This is a genomic window from Actinacidiphila sp. bgisy167 (assembly GCF_057707665.1).
This window is the reverse complement of record NZ_JBYIQP010000040.1, coordinates 1-13,023: the sequence shown is the minus strand read 5'-3', so window position 1 is coordinate 13,023 and position 13,023 is coordinate 1. Positions and strand designations below refer to the sequence as shown.

The window sequence follows — 13,023 nt, the reverse complement described above, 5'->3', positions numbered from 1 at the left end:
GGCGTAATGACGCGATCCGAGCAGCCAACGGACACGTTCGCCGACGCACTCGAAGCCGACTCGCGGCAGCGCGCCGTGGGCGCGCTCCTGAAGATCCCGCCGCTGCGCAGGCTGTGGGGCGCTCAGCTGAGCGGCACCATCGGCGACCGCCTCTCCCTGCTGGTCCTGGTCGTCCTGACGGCGCAGGCCGTCGTGGGCGCCCAGTCCTTCGGCGGTGGCTACCGAGGTGTGGCCTTCGCCGTCGCGGCCGTCTTCGCCGCGCGCCTGCTGGCCGACCTGCTCTTCGGCGCGGTACTGCTCGGCCCGCTGGGCTCCCTCACCGGGCCCGACGGCATGCTCGACCGCCGGTGGACGATGATCGGCTCCGACCTCGTACGCCTCGCGCTGCTGATCGTCGCCCCGCTGTGGATCGACTGGGTGCCGGACGACGCCGTCGCCTGGCTGCTGGTCACCGTCTTCGTCACCGGGGTGTCCGAACGGCTGTGGACCGTCGCCAAGGACGGCGCCGCCCCCGGCCTGCTGCCCGCGCCCGCACCCGGTGCAGGAACGGTACGCCCGCTGCCCGACCGTCTCGACGCGCTGCGCCGCCTCGACCGGCGCACCAGCTTCGTCGCCTTCCCGTTCGCCGCCGCGACCCTGGTCGTCGTCACGCTCGTCGGCAACCTGATCGGCCTCGGCGTCGACTGGTTCGGCGCCCACCAGGCCGCCCTCGCCTCCTACGTCGCCGCGGGGCTGTTCGCGGCCTCCGGCGCCGTCCTGTACCTGCTCGAACTGCCGGGCGACCAGGCCGCCACCCTCCGCTCCCCCCTGCGGGGCCTGCGCGGCAAGGACCGCGGGCGCACCGGCGCCGTGCCGCTGCTCGTGTTCGGCACCGCCGCCGTCGCCGGTGCCATCGCCGCCGCCGTCGCGCTCGCCGTACTGCATGCAGCCGATCTCGGCGGCGGTCCGGTGGGCTTCGGCCTCCTCGTGCTGGCGCTCACCGCCGGCCCCGTGCTCGGCATCAGGATCGCCCCGCGCACCCTGCCGGGCCTTTCCCGGCGCCGTCTGCTCGCCCTCGCCATCGCCGTCACGGGTCTGGCCCTGCTGCTGAGCGGAATCGTGCCCGACCCGACGGCCGTGCTGCTGCTGGCCCTGCTCGCCGGCGTCGCGGCCGGCATCACCGCCAACACCGGCCATGTCCTGGTGGACCAGGAGACCGAGGAGTCCGGACGGGCCCGCGCCACCGACCACCTGCACGCGGTCGCGCTCCTGCTGATGGCGGTCGGCGCCGTCGGCGCTCCCCTGCTGGCCGGCGGTATCGGCCCCCACCGCCTCGCCGAAGGGCACTTCACCTTCGACCACGGCGGCGCCGCGTACGCCCTCATGCTGATCGGCGCGCTGCTGCTGCCCGTCGCCGCCCTCGTCCTCGGCAAGACCGACGACCGCCAGGGCGTCCCCCTGCGCCGCGACCTGCGCGAGGCGCTGCGCGGCGGTGACCCCGAGCAGGCGCCCGCGCCCACCGGGTTCTTCATCGCCGTCGAGGGCGGCGACGGGGCCGGCAAGTCCACCCAGGTCGAGGCCCTCGCCGCGTGGATCCGCGGCAAGGGCCACGAGGTCGTCGTCACCCGCGAGCCGGGCGCCACGGCCGTCGGCAAGCGGCTGAGGTCCATCCTGCTCGACGTCTCCAGCGGCGGGCTGTCCCACCGCGCCGAGGCCCTGCTCTACGCCGCCGACCGCGCGGAGCACGTCGACACCGTCGTACGTCCCGCGCTGGAGCGCGGCGCGGTCGTCATCTCCGACCGCTACATCGACTCCTCCGTCGCCTACCAGGGAGCCGGGCGCGACCTCGCGCCGACCGAGATCGCCCGCATCTCCCGCTGGGCGACGGACGGGCTCGTCCCGCACCTGACCGTGCTGCTCGACGTCACCCCCGAGACGGCCCGCGAGCGCTTCACCGAGGCGCCCGACCGGCTGGAGTCCGAGCCGGCGGAGTTCCACGAGCGCGTGCGCACCGGCTTCCTCACCCTTGCCGCCGCCGACCCCGCGCGCTACCTGGTCGTCGACGCGGGACAGGAGCCGGAGGCCGTCACCACGGTGATACGGCACCGCCTCGACGAGATCCTCCCCCTGTCGGAGAAGGAGATCGCGGCCCGCGAGGAGGCCCGCCGCCGCGCCGAGGAAGAGGCCCGCCGCCGCGCCGAGGAAGAGGCCCGCCTGCGTGCCGAGGAGGAGGCCGCCCGCAAGGCCGAGGAGGAGCGGCTCGAACGCGAGCGCCAGGCCCAGCTGGAGAAGCTCCGGGCGGAGGAGGAGGAACGCCGCCGTCTCGCGGAGGAGGCCGCCCGCCGGGAAGCCGAGGAGGCCGCCGCAGAGGAGGCCCGCCGCCAGGCCGAGGAGGCCCGCAGGCAGGCGGACGAAGAGCGCGCGCGCCGCGAGGCGGAGGAGCGCGTCCGCCGCGAGGAGCAGGAGCGGCTGCGCCGCCAGGCCGAGGAGCAGGTCCGCCTCCGTGCCGAGGCCGAGGAACGCCGCCTCGAGCGCCAGCGCAAGGCCGAGGAGGCCCTGATGCGTGCCGAGCAGGCCCGTATCGATGCGGAGGACGCGACGCAGACCGTCGAGACGCCCCGCCCGCAGGGGGCGTCGACGGGGTCGACGGGTCTTCCGGACTTCTCGAAGCCCGCGGTGCCGGCGGCGTCCGCACATTCAGCCGAGGGTGGTGACGTGGAGGAGACGGCGGTGTTGCCGCCGGTCAAGCCGGGTTTCCCGGACTTCTCGAAGCCCGCGGTGCCGGCGGCGTCCGCACATTCAGCCGAGGGTGGTGACGTGGAGGAGACAGCGGTCCTGCCGCCGGTCACCCCTCGCGCGGTGGACGACACAGCCGTCCTGCCGACGGTGGCCCCCGCCGACCGCGTGCCGCCCGGCATCTTCCGGTCGGAGGCGCCCGAAGGGGCGCAGCACGACCCGGACAACGAGCGCACGCGCGAGATGCCGTCCGTCCCGGAGGAGGGGCGCCGCCGCCCCCGGCCCTCCTGGGCCGAGGAGACCCCCCTCGACGACCTCCCCTCCCTCGCGGACGAACTGCTCGGCCCGCGCGACGAGGATGACGACCACGACGGGGGCCCCTCCCGGTAGGGCGCTTTTCAAGGATTGTTGTCGGCCGTGTGCGGGCGTGTGTGGTGGCGGTTGCGGATTTCCGCATCCCGCCCACCCTCCCCCCACCCTTCGGCCGGGGGGACCCGTCCGGCGCGTCCAGTGGGCGCCTCGCAGGTCTGTCGGGGGCCGGGGGCGCCTCCGGGGCTGGACGTCCTGGACTGGCATGTTCACGTGCTGCGGGCGGTACGTGTGGGCCCCGGGGTCATGGCGCCCCTCGTCAACATTCCGAGGATCACCAAAGTGCCCTCGGTGGCCACTTCCAGGAGAGGGCCCAGCCACGACGGCGCATCCGCCACCGCCCCGGCCACCGACCGGTACGCGGACGCCGAAACTCCATCCGTGACCTCGACAGCATCAGCCTCGCCCAGCCCACCGGGGGCCAGCCACGTGACAACTCCTGCTCCCACGCCCAAGACGGCCAACGCGCCGAGCAGCCGACCGGCTCGGACCTTCATCCGCGGTTCTCGTTCCATGAGGCCCGAACGTAGAAGCGGGAACAGCCAGGAACCCGAGCCGAACGGCAACACCAGATCGTGACGATCGTCAGGGTTGACGGCTCCGGGCACCTTCGTTCCCCGTCATGGGCCCACATCCCGATCTTCAACAAACCTTCGTTCTCTGAAGATCGCCGAGTGGAGGTCCGCACGCCCCCGCAGCGGGAGGCAGGGCGGCGGCCCCGGAGGGGGTATGGCCGGGGAAGGGTGGCCCGATGCATCCTTGAGCATTCAACTGATGGCTCGGATGACGGAGACAGCATGAAGGTCGAGATCTACAGCGACGTCGCCTGCCCCTGGTGCTACATCGGCAAGCGGCGTTTCGAGCGGGCACTGGCCGCCTTCCCGCAGGCCGACCAGGTGGAAGTGGTCTACCGGCCCTTCCAGCTCGACCCGGGCAAGTCCACGACCCCCGAGCCGCACCGCGCCTACCTCGACGAGCGCTTCGGCCCGCAGTCCGCGGCGATGGACGCCCGGGTGGCGGAGCTCGGCCGCGCCGAGGGCCTGGCCTTCGACTTCGACCGCGCCATCGAGAACAACACCCTGCTCGCCCACCGTCTGCTGTGGCACGCCCTGACCGCCTACGGCGCCAAGGAGCAGGCCGCGCTCAAGGACCGGCTGCTCGTGGCGCACTTCGCCGAGGGCGCCGACGTCGGCGACCGCGACACCCTGGCCGCGCTCGCCGCCGAGGCCGGGCTGGACCGCGATCGCGCGGCCGAGTTCCTCGCCTCCGACGAGGGCCGCGCGGAAGTGCTCGCCGAGATCGACCGGGCCGCCGGCATCGGCGTGAACTCCGTCCCCACCTTCGTCTTCGAGGGCAAGTGGGCCGTCCAGGGCGGCCAGGAGTCCGCGACCTTTCTGCGCGTGCTGGAGCAGGTCGCCGAGGAGACCGGCGCAACCCCGGCCGTGCCCGCGGCGGACGCCTGCGCCGACGGCGCGTGCGAGGTCCCGGAGGGCTGAGCGCGCCGTACGGCGGCGCGGCTCAGCCGCAGCTGAGCCGCGACAGCGCCCAGTCCGCGACGTTCACCGCGGGGAACCCTCGCGCCGGTTCGACCTCCAGCCGGAGGGTGCTCTGCCCGGTGATCGGCACGTGTACCGGCACCCCGGGGTCACCGCCGCGCAGCACCTCGGAGCGCCACAGCCGGCCGTGGTCGCCGTGGACGGAGAAGCGCGCCGCGCCGAGGCCCCGGGCGACGTCGTCGATGCCGACGACGGCGTCGAAGGCGGTGCAGGAGCGGTTGAGGGCGACGGTGACGGTGGAGTGCCCGCCGACCGTGACGCCGTCGGAGTAGCGCGTGCCGCCGATGCCGAGGTCCCAGCGCCGCCAGACCCAGTCCCCGAGCCGGATCGCGGGCTGGTCCGGGCGGCCGGTGAGGCCGTATCGGAGTCCGCTGAGCCGGTGCACCACCGGCTCGGGCCCCGGGGGCGGGGTGGGGGTGGGGGAGGGCGTGGCTGGGGGTCGTGGGAGGCGGCTCGGGGACGGCTCCGGCGGCTCGGTGGGCACGGGCGCCGGCTGCTGGACGGGATGCTCCGGCTCCGTCGGGGCCGGGGCGGTGGCCCGCTCCGGGACCCGGACGGACGGTGTCGGGGTCCGCGAGGGGGAGGGGAGCGGTGCGGGCGGCGGCGGGACGACCGGCGCCGCCGAGGGCCTGCTCTCCGCCCGGGGGTGCGGTGCGCCGCCGTCCCCCGCGAGGGTGATCGCCACCACCGCACCGGCCGCCGCGAGCGCCAGCCCCGCTGTCGCGGCGATCTTCACCGGGGCGGCGGCCCCTTCGACGCCGCCCGCGCCCGCCGCCGCACCGCCCGCGCCCGCCGCCGCACCGCCCGCGGCGACGCCCGCCGCCTTCGCCGCGTACGCGGCGCCGGACCAGCCGACGACCGCGACCGGCAGCAGCCCCTTGAGCGCCGCGTTCACGTCCGCCAGCTCGGCGGCGGCCGTACGGCATCTGACGCACCCCTCCAGGTGCTTGCGCAGCTCCCGGTCGGCCCGCGTCCGCAGACCGCCGCGGGCGTGCGCGCCGAGCCGGTCCGCGTGGCGGGCGCAGGACTCCCCCGCGGTCAGCGAGGACGACACGTGCGCCTGCAGATAGGCCTGGCGCAGCCCCTCGCGGGCGCGGTGCGCCAGCACGGCCGTCGCGTTGGCCGACAGCCCGAGCAACGGCGCCACTGTGCCCGGCGACTCCTCCTCGACCGCGGTGTGCCACAGCACCGTCTGCCAGCGCTCGGGGAGGGTCCGGAAGGCCTGGACGGCCAGCGACCGTTCGGCCTCGCGCATGGCGCGCACGTCCGCGCCCGGCTCCTGGGCCCCCTCGCCCGCCGAGCCGCCGGCCGACGCGGTCGCGAACACGGCGAAGTCCCCGACCAGTTGCTCCCGCCGGGCGGTGCCGCCCCAGGAAGCGGCCACCCGCCGCACCGAGGTGAGCAGATAGGCGCGCACCGCGGCGTCCGGACCACTGCCCCCGCGGATCGCCTGCAGCGTGCGGGCGAAGACCTCTCCGGTCAGGTCCTCGGCGGTGTGCCGGTCGCGGCAGCAGCCGCGCGCGTAGCGCCGTACGGCCGCCGCATGCCGCCGGTACAGCTGCTCGTACGCGCTGTCGTCGCCTCCGCGCACCCGGGCGACCAGGTCGGCGTCGGACGGCTGCGCCCCGGGATCGTCCGAGGCCTCGGGGAGGCGCTCCGCGAGCGGCTCCCGCTGTCCGGGAACGCGGCCGGCCGGCGGGCTCCCCTCGGAGTCGCCCGCCTCCGCAGGCGGACCGGACTCTCCGTTTCCTTCATCCACGGGCGCAACGGTGACATACCCGTACCGTCCGACGACCTGTCAAGCATCAGAACCACCCGTCCGGGGAGTTTCGCTCCCAGGACGCCGGTCGTCACCCGCACGGGTGAGCCTCGTCAGTGTTCGACGACGCCCTGTGCGCCCGGGCGGGAGCGCAGCCCCTCCAGCAGGATGTCCAGCAGGCGGGCCGAGGCGGCCGCCTGCTGGGCCGTGTCCGGAAGCGACGGCGCCGAGGTCGCGATCACCAGCAGCACGTCGGCCACCGAGACGTCCGCGCGGAGCTCACCGGCCTCCCGCGCCCGCTCCACCAGCTGCCCGACGACGTCCAGCAGCGTGGTCGTCCCGCCGCCCGACGCGGCGTCGTCGGCCCCGCCGCGCTGCTGCGGCACCCGCGTCCCGTCCGCCGCACCGGCCGGCTGCACCTGCAGCACCTGCGGCGGCAGCAGCCGCCCGGCCCCGGAGGCCACCGAGGTCCGCAGGAAGCGGGAGAGCGCCGACCAGGCCTCCTCCTCCTGGCTCAGGGCCGAGCGCGCCTGCTCCGTCAGCCGCGCCGTCTCCTCCTCGGCTATGCGCCGCACCAGCACGTCCTTGCTGGGGAAGCGCCGGTAGACGGTGCCGACGCCCACCCGGGCCCGCCGTGCCACGTCCTCCATCGGCGCGCCGTACCCCAGCTCGCCGAAGACCTCGCGGGCGGCCCGCAGGACGTGTTCGAGGTTGCGCTGCGCGTCCACGCGCAGCGGGGCGGTACGGCCCCCGCCTGCACCGCGCAGGCCCGGGTCCGCGGGGCCGCCGACGGTCGTGGCCACCGCCCACTGAGGGTCCTGGATATGCATGTGTATCCCCCGGTTGATCGCGTCTCCCCCCGGAGACTCCCCACCCCATGATCCCCGGGAGGCGGCGGACGACGCCGCGCGAGCACCCCGGTGGAACACGAACATAGTTGAGCCCTGGTCAAGAATGAAGGGGGGAACCGCGCACGATCGGAGCACCGCGGCCGCGGGCTCCCCTTTCCGGCGCCCCGCACCGGTCGGCAAGGTGCCCGTGACCTGCCGGACGACGGGATTCGGCCATTCGCCGCCGTACGCCCTGTGGACAAACCCCGAGAGCCCGTTGCCTCATGGAACGATGGCAGCACTCGAGGGGCCGTACGGCGTGTCATCGGGGATCCCGCGCATCCTGCTCGTCGGCGGCGGTCATGTCGGCATGTACACCGCCGCGCGGTTGCAGCGCCGGCTCAGACGCGGCGAAGCGGAGATCGTCGTGGTCCAACCGCGGCCCTATATGACCTACCAACCCTTCCTGCCCGAAGCTGCGGCCGGCTCCATCTCGCCCCGGCACGTCGTGGTGCCCCTGCGCCGGGTCCTGCGCCGCAGCACGCTGGTCGTCGGCGAGGTCCGGAGCATCGACCACGGCAGGCGGGTCGCAGAGGTATCCACCCTCGCCACCGAGGAGGAGGGCTCCCCTCCGCTCGAACTGCCCTACGACTGCCTCGTGCTGGCGCCCGGCTCCGTGTCCCGCACCCTGCCCCTCCCCGGCCTCGCCGAGCACGGCATCGGATTCAGGACCGTCGAGGAGGCCATCGGGTTGCGCAACCACGTCCTGGAGCAGCTCGACATCGCCTCCTCCACCCGGGACGTCGAGGTCCGCGACGCGGCCCTGACCTTCGTGTTCGTCGGCGGCGGCTACGCGGGCGTCGAGGCCCTCGCCGAGTTGGAGGACATGGCCCGCCATGCCGTGCGCCACTACCACAACGTCGAGGCCGAGGACCTGCGGTGGATCCTGGTCGAGGCCGCCGACCGCATCCTGCCCGAGACCGGCGAGGAGATGGGCCGGTACGCCATCCGGGAGCTGCGCGGCCGCAACGTCGACATCCGCCTGAACACCCGTCTGGAATCCTGCGACAACCGCATCGCCGCCCTCGACGACGGCTCCCGGCTGCCCACCCGCACCCTGGTGTGGACGGCCGGCGTCACACCGCACCCCGTGCTGGCCCGCACCGGCCTGCCGCTCGTCGGCAGCGGCCGGATCAGGTGCACCGCGGCTCTGCGGATCGCCGGAGAGGAGAACGCCTGGGCAGCGGGCGACGCCGCCGCCGTCCCGGACCTCACCTCCGACGACCCGGATGCCCTGTGCGCCCCCAACGCCCAGCACGCCCTGCGACAGGGCCGGGTCCTGGCCGACAACATCGTCGCGAGCCTGCGCGGCGAGCCCCTGACCGACTACCGTCATGTGTGCGCGGGCTCGGTCGCCTCGCTCGGACTCCACAAGGGCGTGGCGCGGATCCGCGGGCGCGGGCTCACGGGCCTGCCCGCCTGGGTCGTGCACCGCGTGTACCACCTGAGCCGGATGCCCACCGTCAACCGCAAGGCGCGCATCCTGGCCGAATGGGTCCTGTCCGGACTCTTCCAACGGGAGATCGTCTCGCTCGGCTCGCTGGAGCACCCGCGTGCCGAGTTCGAGCTCGCCGCGGAGACCGGACGCAAGCCCGACGCGCCCTGACCGCCAGTGCGGATGCGGTGGCCGATTCCCCCGGAGCGGTGAGTCGGCCACACTGGTCCATGTGACCAACCGTGCGCCAGCACCCGCAAAGAGTGACACATACGAGGAATCGGACGTTTGAACCTCACGCGTTGGAGCGCCCGGCTCCCCGGAACACAACGACGCAACGCCCAGGCGGCGGCCGCCGATGCCGAACCCCCGTCCGGCGGAGCGGTTCCCGCGGCGCGCGGGGAGTCCGCCGAGCAACCGGGCGCGCCGGCGCACACCCTCGACGCCCTCCCCGTACGCGAGGTGCTGGGCCGGCTGCCCGCCCTCATCGCGGTCACGCACGGGCCCACCCACCACCTCGGATACGTCAACGAGGCCTGGGCCGAGGTCTTCGGGCCCCGCACCCCCGGGGAGCCCGCCCGCGAGTCGCTCCCCGAACTCGCCGAACTCGGCCTGCTCCCCCTGATGGACCAGGTCTTCCGCAGCGGCAAGCCGCGCACCGTCAAGGCACGCAAGGTCTCGACCGCCACCCGGCAGGGCTACTTCACCCTCACCTGCAGCCCCGTCCCGGTGAACGACGGGGGCGACACCGGCGGCGTCCTGGTCTTCGCCGCCGACGTCACCGACCAGGTGCAGTCCGCCGAACGCCTCCGCGAGAGCGAGCGCCGCCTGCACGCGACCGCCGTCACCCTCCAGCGCAGCCTGCTGCCCCAGGAGCTCGAACAACCCGACGACCTGCGGGTGGCCGCCACCTACCAGCCCGGCGGCAAGGACGCCGCCGTCGGCGGCGACTGGTACGACGTCATCACGCTCGGCGCCGGCCGCACCGCGCTCGTCATCGGCGACGTGATGGGCCGCGGCGTCCGCGCCGCCGCCGTCATGGGCCAGCTCCGCACCGCGGTCCGCGCCTACGCCCGCCTCGACCTGCCTCCGCACGAGGTCATCCAGCTCCTCGACGGCCTGGCCGCCGAGATCGACGCCACCCAGATCGCCACCTGCGTCTACGCCGTCCACGACCCCAGCGAGGGACGGCTGTCCTACGCGTCGGCCGGCCATCTGCCGATCGTCGTGCGCGACGCCGACGGCACCGTCCGCCGTGCCGACGAACCCACCGGCCCCCCGCTGGGCACCGGCGGCTGGATCCACACCTCCGGCTCCGTCCCCCTCGGAACGGGCGCCACCGCCGTGCTCTACACCGACGGCCTCATCGAGCGCCGCGGCGAGGACATCGACGAGGGCGTCTCCGCCCTGATGAACGCCCTGTCCGGCGCCACCGGCAGCCCCCAGGTCATCTGCGACCGCCTGCTGCGCGCCCTCGGCGTCACCTCCGAGCACGCCGACGACGTCGCCGTGCTCGTCATGCAGTACCCCCAACGCGAGGGCAACGACTCCGAGCTGTTCCGGGGCGCCTCCCTGGAACTGCTCGGCGGCATCGAGGCGGCCCCCCGCGCCCGTGCCTTCGCCCAGGGTGTGCTGACCTCGTGGCGCTTCCCCGTCGAACTCGTCGACCTCGGCGTCCTCGCCGCCAGCGAACTGGTCGCCAACTCGCTCCAGCACGGCGTCCCGCCCATGCGGCTGCGGCTGCGGCGTACCGACCGGCGCCTGATCGTCGAGGTCACCGACGGCGACGAGCACCTGCCGCGCCGCCGCCGCGCCGAACCGGCCGACGAGGCCGGCCGGGGCATCTCCATCATCGCCACCATCGCCTCCGCCTGGGGATCCCGGCGGACCCCGGGCGGTGGCAAAGCGGTGTGGTGCGAGTTCGCCCTCCCCGACTGACGGAGGATCAGGCCGCCAGCACCGGCTCCCGCATCGGCGCGTCCTGTCCGACCGTCAGGCGTCGGCCCAGCCGCACCGAGAGCACACTGACCGCCAGCGAGCACGCGACGAGCATCACGATGTACTCGGGGTACCTCCCGCTGCCCGCCATCAGCCCGCCGACCGCCGGCCCCACGGCCAGCGCCAGCTGCTTCACCAGCGCGAACGCCGCGTTGTACTGGCCGACCATCCGCTCCGGGGCCATGTCCGCCACCAGCGGCGCCACCGTGGGCGACAACATCGCCTCGCCGAGCCCGAACAGCACATAGGTGCTGATCAGCATCGCCGTCGCGAGCCCGTGCGCGGAGCCCGTCAGCCCGGACAGACCCGCGAACACCCATGCCACGGCCCACAGCAGACCGACCGCCGCGATCACCCGGCTGCGCCGCCGCCGCTCCACCGGCCGCAGGACGAGGAACTGCGCCACCACGATCGCAGCGGTGTTCGCCGCGAGGGCCACGCCCAACGTCGCCGGCGACACCTTGGTCACCTCGACCGCGTACGCCGACAGCCCCGACTCGAACTGCCCGTAGCAGGCGAAGAACAACACCCCGCCCAGCACGCACAACCGCACCATCGCCCGGTCGGCGAGCAGCGCCCGCCAGCCCCCGGCCGCCTTCTGCGCCGGCGCCCCCTCCACGCGCGCGGGCCGCGGCAGCCGTACGGAGGCCGCGACGACACCGAGGACGACGAACATCGCCGCCTCGACGGAGAACAGCAGGGTGAAGGAGCCCGGCCGCGAGGTGTCCACCAGCAGCCCGCCCAGCAGTCCTCCGACGCCCAGCCCCAGGTTGTTCAGGAAGAACTGGGTCGCGAACGCCCGTGACCGCGTACGCGGCGTGGAGCACCACACGATGAGGGTGGCCAGCGCCGGCTGCATCACGGCGATGCCGGCGCCCATCACCGCGGAGGCGGCGATCACCAGGGGCGCACTCGAGGCGAGCCCGAAGCCCATGGCGCCCACCGCCGCCGCCAGCGCACCGGCCAGCACCACGGGCAGCGGGCCGCTCCGGTCGATCGCCCGACCGGTGAACGGCAGAACGGCGAGCGCGGCGACGGCGAACGCGGACAGCACCACACCTGCCGTACCTGCTCCCAGATCCCGTACCTGGGCCACATAGACGAACAGGAACGGAACGGTGAAGCCGTTGCCGAACGCGCTCAGCGCGTTGCCCAGCTGGATCCGGCGCAGCGCGGCGCCCATCGCGGTGGTCACACTCACCCCTTAGGTCAGTAGTCCTTGAACTTGAAGACTTCAAGTTTAAATTTCGAAGCTAAACAGTACATGCCGGAAGCCTTTAGGTCGAACGGGTTTCATGGCACACTCCTGCCATGACGAGTGCAGCCGAAGGTCCCGCCGGCACCCCACAGGAGCTGGATCTCGATGAGCAGATCGCGATCTACCAGCGCGAGTACCCCGAGGTGGACCCCCAGGTCGAGAAGATCGTCACGGCGCTGGGCAGGCTCAACCGCCGCATGAACGTGGGCTACAGCCGGCACCTGTCGGCCGTCGGCATCACCAGCGCCGAATGGGAGGTGCTCAAGGCCCTTGTGGTCGTGGGCCGCCCCTACCGCCTCGGCCCCGGCGACCTGGCCAAGAGGCTCGGCCTCACCCCCGCTGCCATGACCCACCGCATCGACCGCATGGTCTCGGAAGGCCTGGTCACCCGGGAGCGCGACGAGAGCAACCGCGTCCGCGTCATCGTCGAGCTCACCGACCTCGGCCGCGGCAAGTGGCTGGAGACGATGCGTATGGCCTCCGTCTTCGAGGCGGATCTCCTCCAGGACCTCGCAGCCGACGAGCGCAACGTCCTCGGCGACCTGCTGACCCGTCTGCTCCGCCGTGTCGAGGCCGACCAGCCCGACGCGGGTGGCCGGTTGCAGGATCTGGACTGACCCCGCCTGCCGGTTTGACAGACGTGTGGGGCATCCGTAATGTTCTCCGGGTTGCCCGCCGGTGAACACCGGCTTCGGTCGGCCCCGGGCAGCCATTCCGCAAGATCACATCCACGAACGGCCGCGTGCCGTCTCGTTCGTGTGTGCGTTTTTCGGAATGAGGATCGACGGAATTGCTCGATTGGCATCGAGCGCCATTGATCCGCTAATGTCTCACCAGTCGGAACGGCCCAACGGCCTGGAAGACGAGCCCCGCTGACTGGGGATCAGGACGGAAACGGTCTGATAGAGTCGGAAAAGCCGGAAAGCGAAAGCCGGAAGGCGGAACCCCCTCCAGAGGGTGGCAGAGAAGGAAATCGGATCTGCTAAGCTGGAGACAACGAAGGGAAAGCCCGGAGGGGCCGGTGAGACGGTCTCGAAGGAAGC

General features: G+C 73.6%; 8 protein-coding genes. 5 read left to right on the top strand and 3 right to left on the bottom strand.

All coding sequences use genetic code 11. The features are described 5' to 3' along the window. The first annotated feature begins 6 nt into the window (after positions 1–6). Together tmk and AC3ET4_RS16990 are read left to right on the top strand one after the other, a co-directional pair. Positions 7–3,105, top strand: coding sequence for a dTMP kinase (tmk, locus tag AC3ET4_RS16995; protein ID WP_431950124.1), 3,099 nt, complete (start codon positions 7–9; stop codon positions 3,103–3,105). Positions 3,106–3,881: 776 nt separating this feature from the next. Further along, complete coding sequence (locus AC3ET4_RS16990; protein WP_431950122.1) at positions 3,882–4,580, top strand: DsbA family oxidoreductase; 699 nt, start codon at positions 3,882–3,884, stop codon at positions 4,578–4,580. A 22-nt stretch (positions 4,581–4,602) separates the two neighbouring features. Here AC3ET4_RS16990 and AC3ET4_RS16985 read toward each other — a convergent pair whose 3' ends face one another. Further along, a complete protein-coding gene (locus AC3ET4_RS16985) occupies positions 4,603–6,399 on the bottom strand; it encodes a sigma-70 family RNA polymerase sigma factor (RefSeq protein WP_431950120.1) in 1,797 nt (598 codons plus the stop codon). A 113-nt stretch (positions 6,400–6,512) separates the two neighbouring features. Next, positions 6,513–7,229, bottom strand: coding sequence for a TetR/AcrR family transcriptional regulator (locus tag AC3ET4_RS16980; protein ID WP_431950118.1), 717 nt, complete (start codon positions 7,227–7,229; stop codon positions 6,513–6,515). 292 nt (positions 7,230–7,521) lie between these two features. Here AC3ET4_RS16980 and AC3ET4_RS16975 point away from each other — a divergent pair, with 292 nt between their 5' ends. Together AC3ET4_RS16975 and AC3ET4_RS16970 are read left to right on the top strand one after the other, a co-directional pair. Continuing rightward, on the top strand, positions 7,522–8,895 hold the full coding sequence (locus AC3ET4_RS16975; protein WP_431950116.1) for an NAD(P)/FAD-dependent oxidoreductase: 1,374 nt from the start codon (positions 7,522–7,524) through the stop codon (positions 8,893–8,895). Positions 8,896–9,012: 117 nt separating this feature from the next. Then, on the top strand, positions 9,013–10,662 hold the full coding sequence (locus AC3ET4_RS16970) for an ATP-binding SpoIIE family protein phosphatase (RefSeq protein ID WP_431950114.1): 1,650 nt from the start codon (positions 9,013–9,015) through the stop codon (positions 10,660–10,662). Between the two features lie 7 nt (positions 10,663–10,669). Here AC3ET4_RS16970 and AC3ET4_RS16965 read toward each other — a convergent pair whose 3' ends face one another. After that, a complete protein-coding gene (locus AC3ET4_RS16965; protein ID WP_431950112.1) occupies positions 10,670–11,917 on the bottom strand; it encodes an MFS transporter in 1,248 nt (415 codons plus the stop codon). A gap of 116 nt (positions 11,918–12,033) precedes the next feature. On the opposite strand from AC3ET4_RS16965, the gene AC3ET4_RS16960 reads away from it, so the two are divergent. Next, positions 12,034–12,597, top strand: a complete 564-nt coding sequence (locus AC3ET4_RS16960) for a MarR family winged helix-turn-helix transcriptional regulator (protein WP_431950110.1) — start codon at positions 12,034–12,036, stop codon at positions 12,595–12,597. Positions 12,598–13,023: the final 426 nt, after the last annotated feature.